This window comes from Wolbachia endosymbiont (group A) of Hylaeus communis, assembly GCF_947251915.1.
GTDB classification, from domain to species: Bacteria; Pseudomonadota; Alphaproteobacteria; order Rickettsiales; family Anaplasmataceae; genus Wolbachia; species Wolbachia pipientis.
Genome location: NZ_OX366396.1, coordinates 1,235,940 through 1,260,872, shown reverse-complemented (window position 1 = coordinate 1,260,872; position 24,933 = coordinate 1,235,940). Strand labels below are relative to the sequence as shown.

Genomic DNA, 24,933 nt, shown 5'->3' with positions numbered 1-24,933 from the left:
AGAAATGCTATATGAGGTTGTCCGGAAACAAGTAAATTCAAGCATATTCCCTCTTTAACATAACCCTACTCATAGCTAGGTATATGAAATTCTCAGTGGATGTTGTGAGTAAATCATACTCCTTCGATAGCCTTCTATTCCTATTAACCCAAGCAAAAGTCCTTTCTACAACCCATCTTCTTGGCTGTACTTTAAACCCTTGTTCTCTTGTTGGTAGTAGCTCAGGTGGCGTATCTTTGTGCACCCAAAATCTACATGTAGGCCTTTTAACAATTTCAATATCTATGTCATATTCTTCCTTTATGTGATTCTTTAAATTTCTTCCTTGGTATCCCATGTCAGCCCACATTTTTTTAACTTTAGTATATTTTGTTCTCATATTGTTTAATGCTATTTTAATACCATCTCTATCATTTTCGTTAGCAGCGCCTACGTAACAACCTAGTATAAAACCCTGAGTGTCTGTAATTATATGCCTTTTTCTACCCTTTACTTTTTTACTTCCATCATAGCCTTTGATCCCCCCTTTTCTGTAGTCTTTACAGATTGACTATCTACTATACAGGCACTCGGCTGCTCATTCCTTCCTATTTTTCTTCTACTATATTTTGTAATTTCATAATTCATTTTCTCAAAAATTCCCTGCTTCTTCCATTGCCTGAACTGCTCATACACAGTCTTCCATAGCGGAAAATCATTTGGTAAATACCGCCATTGACACCCTGTACGCAATACATAGAAAATTGCTTCTAATATTTCTCTTTTGCTATACTTTGGCGGCCTTCCTCCTTTCTTGTATGATACTCTGAAGTGTTTTTCTATTCTTGCCCATTCCCTTTCGCTTAGATCTGTTGGATACTTTTTTCTCATCTTTACCCCGTACTAAAATTTCAGATATTATAGCCTTTTACTTGTTTCCGGACAACCTCTAAACGCTTAATAACCGCGATTTAATTGCTTTTAAGCCGCAACTAATCTAAATTATAAACATTAAGAAATTTACTAAACAGAAAAAAAGGCAAAAGAAACCCTAGGGTAGCTAGTTATTCACTATCCATTTTTTAAATCGGCGTTTTTTGATGTTTTAAATAGCGCATTTCAGCTTATATTAGGTAAAAACCTAGAAATTTTATAAAGACATAAGGTGCACATAGTGCAAAAAATTAAACATGAGACGCCAAATACGTTGAGTTTTTTTGTCATTTAATCTGTACAGAGAAGATAAATAAATAGCTTCAGTTTCATGATAAGGGGGCTGGCGAAGGGTGTCAAGTAAGTTTTTTCGTTTCTATTTCCAATAAAAGTTTGTTACATGGTTATGCAAGAAGTCTATTTAATAGCGCTTTCTATGAGAGAAATCGTATTATCCATTCCATAAAGCTTTATGAAAGATCCCATTCTTGGACCGGTTTTTTGGCCAAGTAACGTTTCATATAATAGCTGAAACCAGTCACGTAAGTTAGTGTAATCATATTTTTTTCCAATAGAAAATACCTGAGATTGAATTTCTTCAGCAGTAGCAGTTATAGATAGAGAATGTAAAGTGTCCTTCAAATCTAGTAACGCTTCTTTCTCTTTTTCATTTGGAGTTTTATATGATTTTGTTGGCTTGATAAAATCGTGATAATACTTTACTGCAAAGTCTGAAAGTCTATCAAGCATTTTATTATTTTCTGGTGTAACGTTTGGTGCATAAGAGGATATAAAACCCCATAGGATCTCTTTGTTTTCAGCATTACAAGCTGCTGCTAGGTTTAAAAGTAGTGAGAAATTTATGCCTGAAGTTTCTATACTGGGAACATTGCCCTGGTGAATGTGCCAAGCAGGATTATTTATATCCTTTTCTTTGTTCTCATGATAACGCTTTACAAATTCTAAATATTCATCAGTTGATTTTGGTATCACATCAAAATATAAACGTTTAGCTTTTTTAGGACTCTGAAAAATGTACAATGCTAAGCTCTCTGTTGGTGCGTAAGTTAGCCACTCTTCAATTGAAATGCCATTTCCTTTTGATTTTGATATTTTCTTTCCTTCTTTATCAAGGAAAAGCTCGTAGCAAAACAGAAGTGGTGGCTTTTCTCCAAGTATTTCACATATTTGACTTGAAAGCACAGCAGATGGAGTTAAATCTTTTCCGTGAGCTTCGTAATTTACTCCAAATGCGGCCCACCTCATTCCCCAATCAGGTTTCCATTGCAGTTTACATTTTCCTTTTGTCACTGGAACTTCTATTTTTTCCCCGTTTGGGTCTTCATATGTGATTGTTCCTTTCTCTGTATTTGTTTCAATTACTGGAACTTGTAAAACTTGAGAAGTTTTTGGGCATATTGGCAAGAATGGACTATAAGTCTGCTGTCTTTCTTCCCGAAATGATGGAAGCATTACGTCCATCACTTTATCATAATTTTTCAGTAAGAGTAAAAGTTTTTCATCGTAAACGCCAGATTTATAACACTCTGTTGCACTCCTGAACTCGTATTCAAATTCAAACATATCAAGAAATTTACACAACAATGAATTCATATGATGACCATAACTCTGATGAGTGCCAAATGGATCAGGTATCATAGTCAATGGTTTATTTAAGTGCTCTCTTAGCATCTCTTGATTTGGCACATTATCTGGTATTTTTCGCAAACCATCCATATCATCTGAAACTGCAATGATTTTGGTTTTTATACCAGGAGCTATTTTTTTTAATGCATTTACAATAACTGTAGTGCGGAAAACCTCTCCAAAGGTTCCTATGTGGGGTAAACCAGAGGGTCCATAACCAGTTTCAAATATTATTTCTTTTTTATTAGGAAACTCTTGCAATATTTTTTCTGCTTCTTGAAATGGCCAATTTGTCATTATCGGGATTAAATAATGTATCTTAACTTAAAGTGCTACTAGTTTCAATGGATTTTTAATATAATGATATAGTATTAGTGTTAGAGCTATTATTAGAAGGTTAAAGATATGTCCACAGGTAGTATACAAACAGATCAATTATTTAAAGGTCTTACAAGACCTGCAATGCTCTTTGGTGTGAGTTATATGTTTGCAATATTAAACGTCCTGATTTGCATGCTAATTTTCATTAATTCAAATGATTTAAGAGTGATTCTCTTAATGTTACCAGGTATACATGGACTTGGTTATATAGCTTCTGCAAAAGAACCGTTGTTTATTGAATTATTTATGGTAAAATTGGGAAAGTGCTCGAAATGTTTAAATCGTTTTTACCATGGAGCCAATTCTTATGATATTGCTTAACGTTGTGTGATGCTGAGGTTTAGGGCTATTCAATCAAAGAATAAATCTACTCTGAACAGGGAAGTTCACGCTGCTGAATTTATTCCTTATTCTTGCTATTGGAATAGCACAACCTTGATGACAAAAGAAAATTGGTTGGTTAAGGTTATAAAATTAAGTGGTTTTGCATTTGAAACTGCCGATGACGAGGATTTAGTCATACAGAACAACATCAGGAATCAGATGCTAAGAAGCATTTCATCTCCGGCATTTAGTTTGTATTTTCATACTATCAGACGTAAGAAAAATATTTTTTCTGATGAATTTGCAAGTCAAGGTTTGCCGAATTTTTTCGCTAATCACGTAAATCTAAAATGGAGAGAAAAACACGCAACAAGGCAATCATTTATTAATGACCTATACATTACGATTATCCGTAGAGCGGACACAAAAGGAGTAGAATTTTTGTCACATCTACTAAAAAAATTCGGACATGTAACTTCAAAACATGCTTGGGAAAGTGATATACGTACCACGTATGAAGATTTAGAGGAAACGACAAATCGTGTAGTGACAAGCCTTAGAAATTATTCGCCTAAAATTCTTGGAGTAAAAGAAACTCCAGATGGTTTGTTCTGCGAAATAATGGAGTTTCTATCTAGAATCGTAAATTGTGGCTTCGTTACAAATACGCTTTTTCCGCTAAGAACTGAAATATCAAGATACTTACCAGTACATAGGTTATTCTTTGGCCGTAAGATGATACAGGTTGTGACTCATAATGAGAGTAAATATGCTGGAATAATTAGTATCAAAGAATATGGAAATCATACTTCTGCAGGAATGCTTGATTCGTTTTTACAACTTCCTTACGAGTTTATAATTACGCAATCTTTTCAATTTATAAACAGGCAAATGGCGATTGGAAAAATGCAGATACAGCAAAATCGAATGATACAGTCTGCAGATAAAGCTATTTCTCAAATAGCAGAAATTTCTCAAGCGCTTGATGACGCAATGAGTGGTAAGATTGCGTTTGGTCAACATCACCTGACTATTTTATGTATAGAAAAAAGTCCTAAATCATTGGATAACGCTCTGTCGTTGGTAGAATCAGAGCTTTCTAATTGCGGTGTTTACCCTATACGTGAGAGAGTTAACCTTGAACCAGCATTTTGGGCGCAAATTCCTGGTAATTTCGATTATATAGTGAGAAAAGCTACAATAAGTAGTCTTAATTTGGCTGGATTTGCATCTCAACATAATTATCCTACTGGTAATAAATTCAATAACCACTGGGGAGATGCCGTTACAGTTTTTGACACGACATCTGGTACTCCATTTTTTTTCAACTTTCATATAAGGGATGTTGGACACACTATGATAATTGGCCCAACTGGTGCTGGTAAAACTGTTTTAATGAATTTCCTGTGTGCCCAAGCGATGAAGTTTTCTCCAAGGATATTCTTTTTTGATAAAGATCGCGGTGCAGAGATTTTCTTAAGAGCACTTAGTGGTATCTATACTGTAATAGAACCAAGAACTAAAACAAATTTTAATCCTTTACAACTTGATGATACCTCTGATAATAGAACATTTTTAATGGAGTGGATAAAGTCTTTAATTTCGGTATATAATGATAAATTTACTTCAGAAGATATTGCACGAATTAATGATGCAATTGAAGGAAATTTTAAATTAAGAAAAGAAGACAGATTCTTGAGAAACCTCGTACCGTTTTTAGGGCTTGCAGGTCCTGATACTCTAGCTGGGGCAATATCTATGTGGCATGATAATGGTTCTCATGCTGCAATATTTGACAATAAAGAAGATTTGCTAGATTTTTCACGAGCAAGAGTATTTGGTTTTGAGATGGCTAGCTTGCTCAAAGATCCTGTTGCTCTTGGACCGGTCTTGATTTATTTATTTCATAGGATTAGTATATCTCTTGATGGCACTCCATCTATTATCGTTCTTGATGAGGCATGGGCGTTAATAGATAATCCAGTTTTTGCACCCAAGATAAAAGACTGGTTGAAGGTACTGAGAAAACTAAATGCTTTTGTGATTTTTGCTACTCAGAGTGTTGAGGATGCAAGTAAAAGTACTATTAGCGATACGCTTGTACAACAAACAGCGACACAGATTTTTTTACCAAATCTGAAAGCTACTAGTGTCTATCGGGATGTTTTTATGTTAACTGAACGTGAATATATATTAATTAAGCACACAGATCCGAGTACTAGATTCTTTTTGGTGAAACAAGGAGTCAATGCTGTAGTAGCTAGAATAGACTTAAAAGGCCTGGATGATATAATCAACGTATTATCCGGACGTGCAGAAAGTGTTCTATTGTTACACGATATATTAAATGAAGTTGGGGACAACCCAAAAGTATGGTTGCCTATATTTTATCAGAAGGTAAAAAATGTTTAAGACTAAGCTGTCATTGCTATTAATTGCGATATTTTTACTAAATATAGACTTTTTACTCTCATATCCAGTGCTTGCAGATGGAGTAAGTGGTACTGACAAGACAGAATTTGTTAGCAGATTTAATTCCACTGGCAGTTTTAGTCGTGCCTCTAATCCTGATTGTGGAGCGTTTAAAACAGCTGCAGCACTTGCTGGAATAGCGATTGCTGTTGGCGCAATATTTACTGGCATTGTTTTGATCGTTTCTTCTGCTGGTTTGTTTACCGCTCTTGTTATTGTTGGAATGATAGCTGCAATTGTTGGAGTCTGGAAAGCGATAGGAGGGCTTGTTGTTTGTGAACATAGTTTTGTTAAACACCCAGTTGCACGTGATCATGATGGAAAATACAAAAATTTTAAATTAGAAGACACAGGTTATAGTGGCTGCACCAATGAAAATTACCAAACAGAAGAGGAATATTTTTCTTGTTTGCAAAATAAAGCTCGGGAAGACGTGAACAAAAAAGATTATGACGGGAAAAGAGCAGAAAAAGAAGCCTTAAATTCTAACGTTCAGGAGAGTACAGAGAGTTATTACTGGCCAAAAAACGGTGTGCAATACAGTGAATATATAGAAGTATGTCATCGAAATCCTTTGACATTTGGTCATATTTTTAGTGATGTAGACTTTGATGTAAGAGAGAAAGATACTGGATATGAAGGTGGGTCATGGTCCCCGAAGGTTGATGGTGAGCTGGAATGTAAAGTTCTCAAAGCAGGACAGAGCGAACCCATACATGGAGCTACATTCAAAGCAGTAAGAAAAATGGGCAGATTATGTGTGGAGTTAGCAAGTGTGAAAATGCTTGGTATCGAAATGACTCCTTGGCCGCAAGGGGTTGATATGGGGTGCACGGAATTGCCACCTGACCCGATTGCTCCTATGTGTGAAAAATCTGTGATGATATTCAAAAATAAAGATGGCACAGGGAAAGAAGAAGTTTCTATTGGTAATGATAATGACTATAAAATTAATATAAGAAATAAGGAAAGAGAAGGAAAAATTTTTGTAGGTTACGACAATAAAGGCTGTTTTAGCTCGTATGTCTCTGAAGCTTGTTATAACCAGGCAGGGAGTAAATCATTAGCTCCTATTCCCGTAACTTCTATGATAGTACAATGCATTAAGGAATCGTTAGATAATTTAGTTGCAGGTATTGATTCAAGTGGCAGCCCACTTAAAGATAAAGATGGACATAACAAGGGCAGTTTCTTATCTGTAGCACAGAAAAGGCTGAAGAACACTGTAACTGCTGTTTTGGTTCTAGCTTTAGTATTGTTCTCTATAAAAGCCATGTCTGGTGGAGTTCAGAGGCCTCAAGAAATGTACATGTTGATCATAAAATTCGCTTTAGTGATTTACTTCACAACAGGCAGTACCATGTCTCATTACTATGGAGAATTGACTCGTCTCTCAAATGGCTTGTCAGAAATAGTGCTAAAAGCATCATCTGAAAGTAAAGGCATATGTAATTATAAAGCTAATGATTATAAATATAGTACAGGAAATTATAGCTATCTTGCACCTTGGGATAGGCTTGATTGTAGAATTTTGTTTTATTTAGGTGCCCCTTTAGATGGAATTGGTGGCAAAATTGGTACTGGAGGTGTTGCAACATTAGCAGTCTTGCTTGGTGCTGCTCCTGTCTTATTAGTTGCAGGTTCGGTAATCGGTATTATTTTTGCTGGTGGACAAATTTTAGTAGCTCTTGTCTGTATATTTATGGCCGTTCTGATGATGATGGTTATTTTGTGGCTGTGCTATGTATTTATTTTATCTCTAGTTGCTTTAAGTGTAATCATCATTTTATCACCTTTGTTCATTCCTATGGTTTTATTCCAATACACCAAAGGATATTTTGAAGGCTGGGTGAAAGAGTTGATTACCTATAGCTTATACCCGGTTATCCTTTTTGCGTTTTTGTCCTTTATGTTCATAGCATGTGATAAAATCTATTTTAAAAATTTAAATTTTGAATTGGACGAGTCATATAAAAATGAACAACCGGACAAGTCATATGAAAAGAAACAAGCAGAAATCTCATATAGTAAGAAAAAACAGTGGTTTAAATTGAAAGATGGGGAATGTGATAAAAATGAAACTACTCTTGCATGTATGATGCAAAATTATAGCTTTAAAAAGAGCAGCATACTTGGTCTATTCGACTTTACATACATGGAGTTTGGCAGCTCTCTCATCGGAGAATTATTAAAATTGTGTTTAGTATTATTCCTCTTTTACCACTTTTTAAACATTCTTCCTGGCATGGCTGCCGAACTTGCTGGTAACCATAGAGCAGCACTCGGTTCTGGTAGTACACCTGGACAAATGGTGGGCAAAGCTTTATCTGCTGCCAAAGCTGCTGCTGGAGGTGTTGGTCAAGCTGCTGCTGCGGCTGTCAAGAAGGCAAGAGGTATTGGTGGAGGAGGTGGAGATAGTGGTAAAGGTTCCAGCGAAAAGATTAACTAAGGTGGCGGTGATGCTAGTTAAGGTAAGTAACAGATGCTTAAACGTTTAAGTAACCAAAACTTGGGTAAGCTATGCATAAGTTTTGTGGTGCTTTTTTTATTGTCTGGATGCGGGGAGGATCACTGTATTAAGCCAGAAAATTTATCAGGTTTGCGTGAAAAACTAGATATAGTGTCAACAGAGCAGAAGTGGGTTGATTCCGGTGTTAATATCTCAGATAGAATAAGAGTAACAGAGATTGGTATAGTGCCTAGTAAGGTTAATTTTTGCCCTAAGCAGTATGAAGATTTTGCAATTGGGCCTGGGAAAAATAGCGTTACATTACCATTTGCACTTAAGAAAGGCGATACGATAAGCTTTAGTGTTATTGGAAGTAAAGTGTGTAAAGATAAAGAGAGTGAGACAAAAATCAGGTATTTGAAAATCGACGAAAAGTGTAGCGAGCAAGAAACGGAACATTTTGCACATGTTTTAAATCGAGAAGGATGTCAGGATGGAATATGTCCTAATAAATATATAATAGGCGATGCGCAATGGTTGAATGGAAAAGAGTATTGGAGTTCAGACCCATCAAAATTAGTTGAAGGGAATAGTAAAGAAGAGATTGAAAAGATTGTCAAATCTATAAAACAAGAAGGAGGAAATATAGACTGTAGCGGGCTTTCAAGTGATCAGAAAAACAAAACAGATACGCGCATTTTGAATTTACTCTGCGGACGTATATGTAAATTTCCTTCCGGCAGCGGAAACAAAGGTTGCACGTATATTGAATATAATAATATAGAAATTGAGCTATTCAATGCTTTAAATTCTAGTGGTGAATCTGTTATTGCTGAAATTATTAGTAACGTATTAAAGGGAAAACAGGTAAAAACTGACATTACACTATTACGTGCTCACATGGATGATGAGGATTTTGAGCACATTCCAGGAGGTGGTTTATGCACTAACTATGATCATAAAGTGAAGGGCAATCATCACCAAGGTGAGAATTTAACTTTCACCCTTGGTACTGGAGGCAAAGGTGGTTTCAACATAAGAGTAACGAAGAACCACAGTCTGGAGAATAGCTTGTATATAAGCGTCTCTGACAAACTTCCTGAGCATCAGCCTGGTGAAAACCAAGCGGATATATCTGTAGATATCAGCAAAGTTCATGACATCCAATATATGGAAAACTCGAAAGGAAAATTAAAAGACAAAACAGGCACCATATATTACGGAATAAGAGACCATGGCTGCGATTACAAAAATGAAGGTCAGTTTAGCATTAACCTAACAACTAAAGAGCCACCTACAAGAACTTTTAGTGCAATATATAATTTCTTTGATGAAAAAGTGAAAACTGCATTTTTCGGCTCTAATTATAAAGACCCTAACGCAATTCACTCTGATACTAGTCCTGTAAAGTCTCTTTACGAAAGTTTTATAAAATCAAGCAGAACAAATACCATTAGATCTACTATAATATCACTATTAGTACTATATATAATCTTATATACTCTTTATTACTTTTTTGGATTAACTCATATTTCTATATATGAGTTTTTAATTATATGCGTAAAGATAGGAATCATCGCCCAGCTATTGCAGGATAATAGCTGGGACTTTTTTTATAACAACGCATTCTCTATATTTATTAACACTCCAAAACAACTAATAGAAATAGCAAATTTTAGAGGCACTACTTCAAATGTTTTTGAGTTTCTTGATTTGCCGCTCAATAGGTTCTTGTCATCGCATTCAGTATTGTTAATAGTATCTCTTATATTTTCTGGCCCTTTGGGCATTGTATCTTTTTGCTTGGTGATTTGGGGTTTAATCACAGTGAGCTTATCTATTTTTAATGCCTTATTTTCTTTTATTACATCTATAGCAATAGTTGCGTTATTACTTTCTTTAGCACCTATTTTTATTATTTGTCTTTTATTTGCGTATACTAGGCAGATGTTTCAAAACTGGGTTAAAAATTTAGCAAGATTAGCAATTCATCCAGTGGTCCTTTTAATTTTTATATCACTGATAAGTCAGGTTATGGATTATATTGTGTATTCAGTATTTGATTTTGAGGTCTGCTCTACATGTATACTTAATATTAACCTAAAGATTTTTAACCCTTGTATTTTTTATGGTTATGCTTCCAAATATACACCTAATATTACCGCTATGATGGCTTTTGTTATTTTGGGACACGCTATGAAAGCTTTAGTTGAAGCTTCTTCGGCAATATCTGACTCGTTGTTTGGTGCTTATGTAGCAAGCGAACCTGGAAGACAGTATCAACAAAGCTTAATGGGAACAGTAGGGTTAGATGAACAAAGCGTTCAAAGAAGAGAAAGAGGAGATGCCTCTCAACAGTCGGGTACGTCAAGACCTCAAATACCACAAGGGACTCAAAGGTCAACGCCTCAGATACCACAACCAGGAAGACAGCAATGATAAGTAAAAGATCACTATTATTGATACTGTGTCTTGCAATCACTGGTTGTAATATGGATTGTGTCGAGCCTGGGTTGCAGAGCAAAAACACCAGCGTTAATGTGGATGTTCCAGTTCGTAAAGCCGATAAAATTCATTGGGTTGATTCTGGTCAGGTAATTAGTCAGGGTGAGAAAATCAAATTCACCCTCGATGGATCAGTAAATTTTTGCCCTTTTAAAGAAGACAAAAATCCAAGGAAAGTACTTGTGCCAGCTAGCTTTTGTGCTGATGGCTCAGAACCAAATTATAGTAAGGCTGCGGATATTAATAGTGTACCTAACAATTATGGTGTTAATGAAAGTAAAAACGAACTATGTGGTGGCAAAGGATTTGGCAGCAATAGACGTTATGTGGACACTGGAATTAAAGTAAATCCTGGTGACAAGTTAAGCTTCAGCTTAGTTCCCAGAAAAATAACAATTGATTACGACAATCCAGAAGGGAAAGGCATCAATTTTGATGACAATTGTTATAAAGCTGTAGAAAATGATCGTAAGGAAACTGTATATAAGAAAGCTACAGTGAGTGAAGTACATCAGGGGGGAGAGTTTTTTTGTGATGGTAAAGATGGTACAAAAAATAAAATACAATTTTTACCTCTTGATAAAACAAAAGCAAAGGAAAGCAAAGTGCTAGTTGGCAATGGGTATACCCCATATGATAATAAGGTGCATTTTAATAAAGGTTATATTCAAGACAACGAACCATGGGTATATGGTTCACTACTTGATTTACGCCGCGCTAAAATAGGATTGAACGAGTTATGTGATGGAAAAAACTGTAGTCTTGATGAGAGAAAAAAGTACTCCTCCTATGAGCTTAACTGTTACCATCAAAATATATGCTATACTGAGAAGGGTATATGGAACTATGGTTTAGGTCAAGCAGGAGAACGGAACTGTGTCTCCTCTATAAGGTATAAGAAGTACGATAAAGGAAATAAATGTGATATGTATTCTTATCTAGAAAAAATGGAAGGGAATGTTAAAGCAGGTAGTTTTACTGAAGATGATAAATCTTGGGCTGAGGCTCTTGTTGCAAAAATTGGTGATCCTGATGATAAAAATACCGCTAAAGGTATTCAATGTCTTCCAAAGAAAGAGGGTGCAAAAGGGGATAATATGTGTTCGCAAATTGGCGATAACAATAAATTCGAGGATTTTTCTCTGGAATTGAACAATGATTATCCAGTAAATGACGAGGTAACGCCCGGTAGTAGTGTGATGCTCGCTATCGCAGATTATGGTCATTATTACTATAATAGAGGAGGGTACCATGTTAAAGTGACTAGATCATGTGAATATATTAATGGCGAAAAATTATATGTATATTTAGGTGATGAGCCACCTAAAGATTTGCATGGTGTGGGAACTAATGATTTTAAAGTGGTAGGAGTGAGAGAAAGAGTAAACGGAAAAGATGAGTACACCATATTAGATGTAATAAGCGGAGAACACTTTCAGAACGAAGAATCTAAGAAGATATATTTCGGCATCAATGTAAGCAACGTAGAGAGAGATGACATTACAGATAAAAATGGCAAATATTATGAAAATAATAAGTACACAGTAACTTTATTTGTTAAAAGAAAAATTAATGATTTTATTTCATCGAATGTAAACGGGGTATTTAAACTTATAAAAGAAGAAGTAATTGGGGACAGCGTTAAAGATTCATACAAAGGATATGCAAGAGGTCTTCTTCAAGGGGTAAGAGCTTTGCTTACTCTATACGTTATATTTACTGTCGTTGGCTATATGCTTGGAACAATACAGCTAAGTAAATTTGATTTCATTGTAAGAATGTTCAAGATAGCATTTATAGCTTTTGCCTTTAGCGATAGAAGCTGGGAACTTTTTGGTACAACTTTATCCAGACTTTTTATAGATGGTAGCACTTATTTAGTTGATAGTTTTTCTGGCTATGTAGGAGAAGGGGAGAGAAAATTTGCATTCTTAGACTTGACAGCAGGAGTATTATTCACAGCAGAAACTTGGCTAAAGTTTTTATCGTTGATGCTTTCTGGTCCTTTTGGCGTTATTGCATTTTTGGCAATACTCTGCGCTACTTATGCGTTTTTAAAATGCATTATTAGTGCTACATTGAAATATGTAATATCTACTGTTCTAGTAGCGTTTTTACTGTCATTAACACCTTTATTTATCGTATTTATTCTATTTCAAAAGACTAAACCCTTGTTTGATAATTGGATAAAAACGTTGGCTCATGTTTCATTAGAACCAGTCATTTTATTTTCATTTTTATCTCTTTTAAATCAGTTGATGTATTCAGTTTTATATAACCTCACAAATTTTTCTGCATGCTATCAATGTTTAATTAGCGTAAATTTCTTATCGTATGATCTGTGCTTGATGAAATCAATACTGCCTCTTGGATACAGTCCTGGCACTAGCGTTGATGTTGTACTCAGTACCGGAGAAAGGGCTGGTGGACACTTTGCAGCATTACCTATAGACCTAATCCAGGCGTTTATATACCTCATTATTGCCGGTGCAATGGAAGCTTTTGTTTCTATATCGGAAACTATGGTACAAACACTATTTAGCTCTGGTTATGGAGTTACTGGCGGTGTTGGTACAGTTGCTAAGAGCGCATCGCAAGCTATGCTGTCAACCGTTGGCCTTGATGATAAGACCCAAAGTATGATACAGAGTATCAAGCAGAAAATGAGTAAAGATCGGGGAAAAATTGAGGCTAAATTACCTAACACGCCAAAGCAACCAGACAAAAAAGAAGATTCTAAAGGAAGTTCTGATAAAACAACGAGTGATAGACCTAAAACATTAAAACAATCAGATCAGCAAAAAAATTCTGATGAAACAATAAGAAGTGATCCTAGTGCTAAAGCTAAAAACAAGGAAGAAAATGGAGAGGAGTAAGATATAAATGATATTATGGAGTAACTAATTAAAAAGATATTTTAAGTAAAGTTTTAGAAATTTATTCTGTATTTGGAAAAAGTTTAGATATGCAATCACGTTTAGGCAAATGTTGGTTTAGGGTATTACTTCTTGCAGCTTATGTGCTGATCACAGGTTGTAGTAAAAACGATATGCCTTTTCCAAGGTGCATATCTGCTGACTATTTTGGTCCTAAACCTATTGCAGTAAGCGCTCATTTTTCAAGCGATCATGATGCTTTTATTCCAGAAGGTGAAGATGAAAGCGTTATTGATCCTGAAACTGGCGAAATTAATTATGGTTTTCACCATAACCAAGTGGTGAAGTGGGAGGATACCGGACTCGAAACCAATGGAGATAGTTTAAAAGTGCGAGTTAATGGTGCATGGACATCTTGGAGTAATAATAACAAGAAGGAATCTAAAAAAGGCAGTTATACCTTACAAAGCTTGGAGCAGTTAAAATATGCAACTAAATTTGAAGGCAAGTCAGGTGATAATAGTCTACCTGACTTTCACTTAGTTTGTAATGATTACAAACCTAGTGCGCCACAGAAAATTTCAAGTAAGTCTGGTACAAGTTGCACTGTAAAGTGCAAGTGCATTAATGAAGATGATAGCGCAAATACAGTATCACGTGGTGCTCCATGTTGGTTTACCAACGGTCATGGTGCTTATCTTTTATTTAGAAGATCTACCATAGATGCTGATGGTAAAAAAGTATTTATAGATCCAGATCCTAATGAAAGTCTGAAATCTATGCGCAATCCTTCATCTCCTACTGTGCATCTAGGTTACAACTCCGTAGCAGAAAATGGGAGCGGTCTTTTTACTTTAGACAGAAATAACACTAAATTAAAGGACGAAAATTGTGATGCATTGGAGTTAAAAAAGGGATGGAAAATATATGTAAAAATATTAGATAGATATTACTTAGATAATGTAGGTGGCTACTCTTTTGAGTTCTTAAGTGGAGTGCACCAGCCAAGTAGTTTTGGGTTTTTTGATTACATTTATCACTATCTAAAATGTGTATTATTGATTAACAAAAATTGTGAAAAGCATTTTAACAGTAACGATCCTGCAGCTGCACAAGCTATGTTCGAAAATATAGCTGAAAAAAGTACGAGCTTTCACAATTTTGTTCTTTCCTTGCTTGTTCTATTTGTAATGATTTCATCGCTTCTTTATCTTTTTGGCATGATACAAGAGACTAAGCATGATATGCTCATCAGAATGATGAAAATCACTCTAGTAATAGTGCTTATATCTCCTGGAAGTTTTAGATTTTTCTATGATCATTTTCTTGTTTTATTCGTTAAAGGTCTTGAACAATTGATAAGTATAATTACTAACTTTGCTCCCAACATGAACACCGGAAGTATTGCTCAAGGAGATGAAGCTAAGTTGTTTAGCTTCATGGAGGACATGTTCAATAAGTTTTTTGCTTATTCTGTTTGGAAAAAGTTTGCAGCGTTTTTGCATTACCAAATGTGGGCAAGCCTTCTTATGATACCGGCAATTTTCATAGGGATTGTGCTATACTTCTTGCTGTGCTTATATGCTTACATAATATTTCTCTCTGGTTTTATGGGTATAGCTTTTCTTATAGCCATTATGCCACTGTTTCTAATTTCTATTTTATTTTCACCGCTGAAAAGTCTATTTGAAGGTTGGATAAAATTCTGCATCAGCTTTTGTTTACAGTCGATTATGATATTTGCTCTCTTGTCATTACTGGCTTCCATTATAATGAATACCTTTTATAGGCAGTTAGGTTTTACTGTATGCTACAATAAATGGTTTGAGGTAAGGTTATGTGCTCCAAAATGGGTGTTTGGTGGTTTTTGTATCGTTGATAAGCAGTACTTTGGTTGGACCCCAGGGCAAATTTTCGTACCTTACACTCTTGGAGAAGCTTCTCCGCTGAACGTAGATAAGAACATAGAAGGTATAGAAAAGATAAGCAGAGAAGGTGGTACAATAAAATTTACTGGCGGTGCTGGGTATATCCCTCTTCCACCGGATTACATTGAAAAAGGGTTTCGTTATATAGATTATCCTTTCTTTAACCCAATTCCTGGTACTAAAGAGAATCCAGCAGACCATTATATTGCAGAAAGTGATATGGTAGTAGATAATAGCTGTAGTGTAAAAGATTTAGTGCGTTTAACAAATAGTTTATCCCATGCATCAGAGAGGGCTGACATTATATTACTGATCAACAATATAGAGAAAAGGATAGGTGATGTTAGTGAAATAATAAAACGCTACTGTCAAGATATAAATAAATGCAATAGTTATAGGGAAATAATTAATGAAATAAGATCTTTAGTGCGGAGTGCGGTAGAAAAACAAGGTTGTAGAATACTGAAACTTCATGATTTATATAAGGATCCCAACAGTGAATACTGTCAGAAATGTAAAGATTGTGAGGATTGCAAAAATTATCAAGAAAATAGCGATTACCAAAGGGTGCAAGACATACAGAGAGGTTATTTAATCAATGCAGGGGAAATCTTTATACTATTCTTGCTTTCATTTTTAATGTTCTCCTTACGCACGTTCGTACAGCAAATGGGCTCAAGTATCGCTGGTGGTGGATTCAGCGTTTACAATATATCTAGTATGTATCAGGCATCGCCTTTGACTGGCATAATGGAAGGATTCAAACAGCAGTGGCAAAATTTTGCTGGTAGAGGACTTGAGTCTTTAGGCAGTTGGGCTACTCATTTACCGGATAGATTAGCCGGAGGTGCAGCTAATCTGCTGGGGAGAGTACCAAGAGTTGGAGGAGTGCTGAAATACGCTATTGATGTGCCACGTAAATTTGTAGGTGCTACTATTGAAGCAACAAAATTTGCAACATCACCTAAAAATGACGTTGATAAACTTGAGGAAAAGATCTACAGGGCATTTGGAGTTGATAAGGAAGATATTACACACAGAAGGATCGGTAAATATTTAGATTATTATAAAGGATACGTAGGATCACATTTGGGCTATACAATAGAAGATGCTATGAAGTTTACTTGGGAGCATGGCCTTGATTCTATAGGAGTTAGCCGCCGTACAGGAGAAAAAGATGGTTATCCAAATAACTTACTTTTTAGAGCAAAATCGCATAGGCAAGATTTCTTGAATAAGCTTCATGATGACACCATAGGCCGTAAGAGAGAACCAGAAAAAGACAATCCTGATCAATCAAATAAGGTAGAACGAGAGTTAGGCACGGAACTAGTAAGAGATAACCATGATCAGCCACTAGAAGAAGGCGACCCTCTTCGACTACGAGGGGGAGGTCAACCAGATAAGGTAGTACGAGAACTAAGCACAGAACAAGAAGACAAGCCTAATCAACTACAGCATGATCAGCCAACAGAAGAAGATAAGCCTGATCAATCAAATGAAGTGACACGAAATTTAGGCACGGAACCAAAAGGTTCAGATGAAATTGATGATTTTGGATCTGCTTTTGAAGGTATGGAAAAACGTGCTGAAAGAGCTAGAAGAAAAGAAGAAAGAGATCGAAAAGACGAAGTTTATAATCTTAAGCCTTTATTTAAAGAACCAAAAAATCCAGAAGAGTACGTTAAGGCACTTTTTGAAATGAATACCCAGGAAGCTATAAAAAAACGTGCTGAAAGAGAGGAAAAAAGAAATCGAGAAGACAGTAAAAGGAAATTACCGGAACCAATGAGGAAACCAGATGCAAAAGGAGATGAGAAGAGGATTGAAGATGAAGACTAATAAAAATTTCAAAGGCCTTGATTATTATAAATTGCAGCAAGACAAAGATGGCAACATAAAGTTAAATGACTACGACGACATTTTAAATGCGCGTAGGGCAAGGGTAGACTTGTTGCGGGATAACACATCACTTGACAAGGATGTCAATTTTGCTAAATTGAATAAAGCTTTGAGTGAGAAATTTGTAGATAATCATGGTTTATTGTCTGAATTTGATAAGGAAGACAAAGAGATTGTACAAGAAAGGATTAAGGTGTTTAGTATTTTAGAAAGTCTTGAAGACCTTAAAAGCGTGAAAAGTGAAGATCTGTTAGAGGTTAGCTTACTGCTGTCAGATCTTAGCTTCATAGAGAGAAATGTTGTACTAAATACCGATCAGAATTCTGATCTAGCAGGATTTAAAAACCTATTTATTGAAAAAAAAGCATCTGGTGAAGAGTATAGTGAAGAAGAATGCAGAGGCTTTCTTGATAATATAGATAAAATCAATACTATAATTAAGTTAGAGTTAGAAAGCAGAATTGAAGGGCTAAATCATGATGAAAAAAATGATCATGATGATTTACAAGATGAGATTGGTCAAGCAATTAATGCAGCAGGCAAATCAGAAAAAGATAACTGATGAGTCTTGTGTTTGTGTTTTTCTTACAAGCGACTCGATAGCTTCTCTCTATTAAACTGCTAAAGCCATATTGACATTAATCATATAGTATAAATAATTAATTATTTTGGAGCTTATTTAATATGCTACGCATCATTGCAGGCAAATATCGCGGAAGAAAAATAACTACAGGTAAGCATTTAGCTGCACGGCCAACTATGAGTATTGTCCGAGAAGCAATATTTAATATGCTTTCCTCAAGAAAACCTATTTATAACTTGAATGTACTTGATTTATTCTGTGGTAGTGGTTCTTTTTCATTTGAAGCGCTTTCTCGCGGCGCTAAACATGCATTTATGGTAGATTCAGATTATTACAATTTGCAATTGCCTAAAAAAACAGCAAAAGATTTTGGAATTACGGACAATGTTACGCTAATTTGCTGCAGTGCTAACTGCTTACCACAACCTATTTCAAAATGTGACATAGTTTTTATAGACCCACCTTACAATAGCAATCTAGTTGAATCAACGTTGAATGGACTAGCTCACTCAGGCTGGTTAAGTGATGATGCATTGATAATTCTAGAGATTAGGAAAAACGAAGATTTTGAGTGCAATAAAAACTTCAGTATAATCTTGGAACGCACCTACGGTATAGCGAGAATAATTTTTCTTTCTCTATTAACTTGAACTTGCATATACTTTTCATTGATGAGTTCCAGTTCTATTTTCGTCAAGTTTCCGGAGAAATTACTTATTCTGTACTGCCCTAGATCAAAATTTTTATTAAATTCAGAGTCTATTAAATATTCATGTGCTTCTTCAATAAATTTATTTTCTTTTTCTTCGTAACTGGTGTATTTTGTTGTACCATTATTATCCTCACGATAAACTAAATGTTCTTTATGATCAGCATGAATATTTTTATTTTCACAAACCTTTTCAGGATCGTGCTCAAGTATAGCTCTTTCCATAAAAGTCCGGATGTGATAGGATAAGGGTAGATGATGATAAGGAGGTTGAATGCCAGCAGCATATAGTTATGATTTAAGAAAAAAAGCAATGGAAGCGCTAGACGAAGGAGAAAGCAGAGAAACAGTGGCAGCAAGATTTAAGATTGGACGAACTACTTTATGGGAGTGGCAGCAAAGAAGAAAAGAAACAGGAGACTTTCAATCAAAAAAACTTGGAAATGGGGGTTACAATCACAAAATTACCGACTGGGATACCTTTGCCAAATTTGCCAGAGAACACGGAGGAAAGACTCTATCGGAAATGGCTAAACTTTGGAACAACGTTAGTATCCAAACGATCTATCGAGCCCTTAAAAAAATTGAATTTACGCGCAAAAAAAGACATATGGATACAAGGAAAGAAACGAAGAAAAACGTGCTGAATTTTTGAAAATTATAGCGACAAAAGAACCTAAAAACTTAGTGTATATAGATGAGTCTGGCATTGATAACACCGAAGACTACCCCTACGGATATTGCCAGAAAGGACAGCGGTTTTATGCCTTAAAATCTGGAAAGAAAACTCAACGAATCAGTATGGTTGCAGCCTTAAGTGGAAGAAAGATAGTTGTTCCGTTAACCTTTGAAGGCCACTGTAATATGGATGTTTTTAATGGATGGTTTGAGCAATTTTTGACACCGATCTTGGAACCTGGACAGACTGTCATTCTTGACAATGCTACTTTTCATAAGTCTGATAAGATTATCGAGCTTGCTAAAGGGGTTGGTGCAGAAATTTTGTATCTGCCGCCTTATTCTCCAGATTTCAACAAAATTGAGCATCATTGGTTTGCTATAAAAAACAGAGCCAGGAAAAACATTCCTCTATTCGAATCCTTTCGTCGTGCTGTTGATTCTGCCTTCCTATGACCTGTTCGGACTATTATGAGAAATGCTATACCTTCAAAAATGAATGTTCGTACAGTTATGGAAGACACATTGGAATGACACTATTTGCTGTCTTCAAAAATAAACATTCGTAAAGTTGTGCTTTTAATATGGGTTATCAGTTTAAAAATGTTGCTAATCAGCATATATGAATGTAATATTAATTAACATTCATAAACGAAGCAATACCATGGAAAATAGTTATAATGCCGATGCAATAAAAATCTTAAGGGGTCTTGATGCTGTAAGGAAACGTCCAGGTATGTACATTGGTGACACTGACGATGGATCTGGCTTGCACCACATGGTATATGAGGTTGTTGATAACGCAATAGATGAATCTTTAGCTGGATATTGTGATCAAATTGAAGTTAGCATAAATAAAGATGGTTCAGTATCTGTAACTGATAATGGTCGTGGCATTCCAACTGACATTCATGAAGAAGAAGGAATGTCAGCAGCAGAGGTAATAATGACTCAACTCCATGCTGGTGGTAAATTTGACAGCAATACCTATAAAGTTTCTGGGGGATTACATGGTGTTGGAATCTCAGTTGTGAATGCATTATCAAGCTGGTTGGAATTAATTATTTGGCGCAATAAGAAAGAACACTTTATGCGTTTTGAAGATGGTGAGTCTATTGAACCTTTAAAGGTAGTCAACGAAAATACAAACAAAAGAGGAACTAAAGTCACGTTCATGCCATCAACAGAGACTTTTAATGGCATTAATTTCAGTTACTCAACGCTTGAAAGTCGTATAAGAGAACTAGCATTTTTAAATTCAAATATCGACATTACTTTACGTGATCTGCGCAATGAACCATATACAGAATCTCATTTCAATCAGAGCAATCAATCTAAAGACAATTTTGGTACAGCAAATTTTGTGCAGTATTTAGATAAGAATAAGACACATGTAACTAAAATTGCCAGTATGAAAGGAGATGCAGAAGATCTTGGCATCAGCTTGGAAATATCGATGGAATGGAATGATTCCTACTATGAGAATATGTTGTGTTTCACTAATAATATACGGCAACAAGATGGTGGTACGCATTTGGCAGGATTTAGATCTGCACTAACTAGATGTATCAATACCTATGCAACTAATGAAGGGTTTTTAAAGAAAGCAAAAGTAAATTTAACTGGAGAGGACGTTAGAGAAGGTTTAACTTGTGTTTTATCTCTTAAGATGCCTGATCCTAAGTTTTCTTCACAAACAAAAGATAAACTAGTTAGTTCTGAAGCACGTGCAGTTGTAGAAAGTATAGTTTCTGATAAATTGAGCACAATCCTTGAAACTGATCCCAAATTGGCAGCAAGCATAGTAGAAAGAGCAATCAGGTCAGCAAAAGGAAGAGAAGCTGCAAGAAAAGCGCGCGAGCTAGTTAAAAGCAAAAACAGTATTGATATTGCAACTCTGCCAGGAAAGCTTGCTGATTGTCAGGAAAAAGCTCCTGAGTTATCGGAATTATTTATAGTAGAGGGTAATTCAGCAGGTGGTACTGCAAAGCAGGGGCGTAATCGTAAAACACAAGCAGTGCTTGCCTTAAGAGGAAAAATTCTAAACGTAGAACGTGTAAGTTTAGATCGTATTTTTTCATCTGCAGAAATAGGCTCTTTAATTACTGCAATTGGTGCTGGAATAGGGAGTGAACACTTCGATATTGAAAAAGCTAGATATCATAAAATTATCATCATGACAGATGCAGATGTTGATGGTTCACATATAAGAACTTTGATTCTAACTTTCTTTTTTAGACATATGCGTGAAGTTATTGAAAAAGGTTACTTATACATAGCACAGCCACCCCTCTATAAAGTTACAAAGAATGCCAAAGACACTTATATTAAAGATGACGAAACTTTTGAAGAGTATATAATAAACTCAGCAGTTAAAAGATTAACACTAAGTGGTACAGCTACAGAATTTAACAACTTGCGCCTTATTTTGAATAAATGCGTTAGCACTTCTAATATTAGCAAAAATTATGATAGAGAAATACCACAAAATCTCTTAGAGTCATTGCTAATTTTAAGTAAAAAGAATGCTCTATCATCGGCTGATGAGATATTAAAGTATTTGAAGTTAATGTACAGCGAATACACTTGGGAAGTGGAAATAAAAGATGAAGAAAAAGAAATTCATATCTCTAAATTGTTTCAAGGATTGGCAGACAAATATATATTTGCACTTAGTATGCTTGAAGGCAAAGATATGCAAAACATATTAAGTTTGCTTGATGGTATAAGTAATTTATTTAATGGTGATTCATTTTTAAAGTCACAAGAAACTGAAATAAGAATCACTTCTCCAAGTACGCTTGCAAAAATAATAATGGACTATGGTAAAAAGGGTTTAACTCTGCAGAGATTTAAAGGTCTTGGTGAAATGAATGCCGATCAGCTATGGGATACTACGTTAAATCCTGAGGCTAGAACTTTATTAAAGGTTGAAATAAAAGATTGTGAAGAAGCTGATTCCATATTTTCAATATTAATGGGTGATATAGTTGAACCACGCCGTGATTTTATTAATAGCAATGCACTTAATGTGCATGATGTTGATATTTGAACTTTTAGCAAAATGTACGAACGTTACGGGTTTAAGCAAAGACTGTGTCATTCAAGTAGCTGACACTGGTTCCTTTATAACGGTGTCATTCCAGTGCTTGACACTGGAATCCAGGTTGCTCACAAGCAAACTAGCATAGAAAGTGGTTACAACGTTTTCGATGAGATTGCAGAAAGGCTGGATTCCAGTGTCAAGCACTGGAATGAAAGCAGTCCTACGTCATGCCGCGATTCATTCGCGGTATCTCTAGATCCCGCTAACAAGCAGCGGGATGACGGTTGTCATGGTGTCATCCCACTACCTTCTCCTGTCATCCCAGTGCCTCCCTCCCCTGTCATCCAAGTAGCTTGACACTTGTATCTTTATGATGTGAGGCATTAGAGCTAAAATACCTCACAGGGAGGGTGAAGCTGATGCAACGCTAATGCCATTAAGGCCGAATCCCAGATTTTGCTTCCCTCCCATAGAGTTATAGCTCTTCTCATAATAATCCCAATAAGGTAAGAATGGATTTATGGTAGAGGGGTTTGTATGCCAGCAGCGTATAGTTACGACTTAAGGAAAAAAGCAATGGAAGCAATGGAAGCATTGGATGAAGGAGAAAGTAGAGCAACTGTTGCCAAGTGACCTTACCCAGAAAAAGTGGAGAGAAAGAAAGGAGTTTTTTCGGGTAAAATAAAATTTTGGAGGATTAGAAATGGCAAGAGAATATACGGCAGAATTCAAATTGGAAGCTGTTAAGCTGGCAAATGAACAAAGAAAGGCAGGTCAAACAATTACAAAAATAGCAAAGGATTTAGGAATAAAGGGTGGTTTATTAGGAAAATGGATAAAGAAACACAACGAAAAAAAGTCGGCAGCAGATGCATTTCCAGGTAGAGGTAACATGGCTCCTTACGACAAAGAGAGGTTTGATTTACAAAACAAGAGTAACAAGGGAAAGAGACATTTTAAAAAAAGCCCTGGCCAGTCAAAAAGAGTAAAATATTTTTTTATATAGTATAGCTCTTTCCATAAAAGTCCGGATGTGATAGGATAAGGGTAGATGATGATAAGGAGGTTGAATGCCAGCAGCATATAGTTATTTACTTCAAATAGTATATAAGGTTATTTGTGAAAGAGACAAGCAACTGTGAAACATTAAAAATAGAGCTTTATCTGATAAGCAGTTTTGAAATTATTTTAACTTTTTTTTAGAAAATCCCGGAAAAAGTGGTAAGAAATCCGGTATATATTAGTATAGGGCATTGAGTGTAGATGTGCTTCAAACACAAAAGCTTAAATTCGGCAAACAAGAAAAGATTGAAGAAAGCAAAAGAAATTTAGGTTTTTGGTAAGTTACGTAATTGAGAAGAAACAGCTTTATATTTTTTTAGATGAGGCAAAAACTTTGTTTTAAAGCTAGATGTAACTTTAGGGTACTAAAAATACTACCATTACCAAAGAACGCATATAATGCCCCTTAGAACTCGAATAAATGGCATTCTTAGCAATTCTATTGCTGTATAGTAAACTCACAAGTGAGTTTAGCACGTTTTTTACGCTTTGCAAAGAAAAATTAAAAAAGTGAACAGTTTTTGTAAAATCGGTGAATATATATAATAGCAAGTCCTAACTAAGGTAGGTAGCATAAGATTCTTGTCATTGGCCAACAAAAACCCATTCATAGCGTATTTTGAAGGAACCAAATGATATTTAGTGCTACTTGCAGTTTTAAATTATAGCAAATGTCAATCTTAACACTAGACCTCGGCAAACAAACAGGCTGGGCAATTCTGACAGATGGAGTAATTCAAAGTGGGAGTGAAAACTTTCATGGTAGCCGTTTCAGCGGAGGTGGAATGCACTTCTTAAATTTTCGTAGGTGGCTCAATGAGATGAGGGAAAGATTTTCAGATATTGAAGCAGTGTATTTTGAAGAAGTGAGAAGACATTTAGGTACTGACGCTGCACATTGTTATGGTGGTTTTTTTGCCATTTTAACTGCTTGGTGTGAAGAGCATCATATACCATACAAAGGTGTTCCGGTGAAGACGATAAAACGTTTCATAGCAGGCAAAGGCAATGCAAGTAAGGGTGAAGTTATTGAAGCTGTAAAGGGAAAAGGGTTTATTCCTCAAGATGATAATGAGGGGGATGCTTTGGTGCGCCAAGAAGTGCTTGGAGAACAGTTGGTGAAAATCCAACACAAACAAAGTCTAGCCAAAAGTTTGGAACAGACCACTATGTTGCATGAGGTAACGAGTGTAATAGAGCTAGTGGGATGGACAATGCAGGGCACAACGGAAGTGAAGGAGTGGAGTCCCGAAATACCTGAAGACATAGAGGTCGACATGTTCATGGCCATGGAAGACAGCATGAAGGATAACGTAAAGGCAAGTTATCACTCACTCTATCGGGATCTGAGACCGTGCCATGTATTGAAATGGACTTCAAGTGAACTTGGGAGATCCCATGCATTCCTATTAAGGTACGTTGGAACAAGTCAACAAAGGCAAGAACTAGCGGAAGATGC

The 24,933-nt window shown here is 35.8% G+C and carries 12 protein-coding genes and 3 pseudogenes; 12 read left to right on the top strand and 3 right to left on the bottom strand.

The window, feature by feature from the left end:
- Positions 1 to 37: 37 nt before the first annotated feature.
- A pseudogene (locus tag OPR52_RS06170) lies at positions 38 to 870 on the bottom strand (IS5 family transposase).
- 459 nt (positions 871 to 1,329) lie between these two features.
- Positions 1,330 to 2,856 carry a lysine--tRNA ligase gene (locus tag OPR52_RS06165; protein WP_265038027.1) on the bottom strand — a complete coding sequence of 509 codons (1,527 nt, stop codon included), beginning with the start codon at positions 2,854 to 2,856 and terminating at the stop codon, positions 1,330 to 1,332.
- 108 nt (positions 2,857 to 2,964) lie between these two features.
- Here OPR52_RS06165 and OPR52_RS06160 point away from each other — a divergent pair, with 108 nt between their 5' ends.
- From OPR52_RS06160 to rsmD, 8 genes are all read left to right on the top strand, one after another.
- A complete protein-coding gene (locus tag OPR52_RS06160) occupies positions 2,965 to 3,261 on the top strand; it encodes a type IV secretion system protein VirB3 (protein WP_007548615.1) in 297 nt (98 codons plus the stop codon).
- A 9-nt stretch (positions 3,262 to 3,270) separates the two neighbouring features.
- On the top strand, positions 3,271 to 5,676 hold the full coding sequence (locus OPR52_RS06155) for a VirB4 family type IV secretion/conjugal transfer ATPase (protein ID WP_265038025.1): 2,406 nt from the start codon (positions 3,271 to 3,273) through the stop codon (positions 5,674 to 5,676).
- Positions 5,669 to 8,185, top strand: coding sequence for a TrbL/VirB6 family protein (locus OPR52_RS06150; protein WP_265038023.1), 2,517 nt, complete (start codon positions 5,669 to 5,671; stop codon positions 8,183 to 8,185). The genes OPR52_RS06155 and OPR52_RS06150 overlap by 8 nt, the downstream gene beginning before the upstream one ends.
- Before the next feature lie 33 nt (positions 8,186 to 8,218).
- The gene (locus tag OPR52_RS06145) at positions 8,219 to 10,624 is read left to right on the top strand and encodes a TrbL/VirB6 family protein (protein WP_265038022.1); all 2,406 of its coding nucleotides are present in this window, start codon (positions 8,219 to 8,221) and stop codon (positions 10,622 to 10,624) included.
- Entirely contained in the window at positions 10,621 to 13,566 is a 2,946-nt protein-coding gene (locus OPR52_RS06140) for a TrbL/VirB6 family protein (protein WP_265038021.1), read from the top strand. Before OPR52_RS06145 ends, OPR52_RS06140 begins: the two co-directional genes overlap by 4 nt.
- Positions 13,567 to 13,655: 89 nt before the next feature.
- Positions 13,656 to 17,336, top strand: a complete 3,681-nt coding sequence (locus OPR52_RS06135; RefSeq protein WP_265038020.1) for a TrbL/VirB6 family protein — start codon at positions 13,656 to 13,658, stop codon at positions 17,334 to 17,336.
- On the top strand, positions 17,326 to 17,958 hold the full coding sequence (locus tag OPR52_RS06130) for a WD_0853 family protein (RefSeq protein WP_007549230.1): 633 nt from the start codon (positions 17,326 to 17,328) through the stop codon (positions 17,956 to 17,958). Before OPR52_RS06135 ends, OPR52_RS06130 begins: the two co-directional genes overlap by 11 nt.
- Before the next feature lie 122 nt (positions 17,959 to 18,080).
- Positions 18,081 to 18,629: a 16S rRNA (guanine(966)-N(2))-methyltransferase RsmD gene (gene rsmD / locus OPR52_RS06125; protein WP_006280837.1), complete on the top strand. Its 549-nt coding sequence runs from the start codon at positions 18,081 to 18,083 to the stop codon at positions 18,627 to 18,629.
- Here rsmD and OPR52_RS06120 read toward each other — a convergent pair.
- Positions 18,587 to 18,901: pseudogene (locus tag OPR52_RS06120) on the bottom strand (hypothetical protein); the annotation flags it as partial. The gene rsmD and the pseudogene OPR52_RS06120 sit on opposite strands and share 43 nt — an antisense overlap.
- A 61-nt stretch (positions 18,902 to 18,962) precedes the next feature.
- On the opposite strand from OPR52_RS06120, the gene OPR52_RS06115 reads away from it, so the two are divergent.
- From OPR52_RS06115 to OPR52_RS06100, 4 genes and pseudogenes are all read left to right on the top strand, one after another.
- Positions 18,963 to 19,822 (top strand): IS630 family transposase gene (locus OPR52_RS06115; protein ID WP_265037751.1). Its coding sequence is split into 2 segments (ribosomal slippage): positions 18,963 to 19,287 and positions 19,287 to 19,822, totalling 861 coding nucleotides; the frame shifts between segments, so codons are not numbered across the junction.
- A gap of 208 nt (positions 19,823 to 20,030) precedes the next feature.
- On the top strand, positions 20,031 to 22,418 hold the full coding sequence (gyrB, locus tag OPR52_RS06110; RefSeq protein ID WP_265038015.1) for a DNA topoisomerase (ATP-hydrolyzing) subunit B: 2,388 nt from the start codon (positions 20,031 to 20,033) through the stop codon (positions 22,416 to 22,418).
- A 697-nt stretch (positions 22,419 to 23,115) separates the two neighbouring features.
- Positions 23,116 to 23,418 carry a transposase gene (locus OPR52_RS06105; protein WP_264722809.1) on the top strand — a complete coding sequence of 101 codons (303 nt, stop codon included), beginning with the start codon at positions 23,116 to 23,118 and terminating at the stop codon, positions 23,416 to 23,418.
- Between the two features lie 727 nt (positions 23,419 to 24,145).
- Positions 24,146 to 24,562 (top strand): annotated as a pseudogene (locus OPR52_RS06100) (Holliday junction resolvase); the annotation flags it as partial.
- Positions 24,563 to 24,933: the final 371 nt, after the last annotated feature.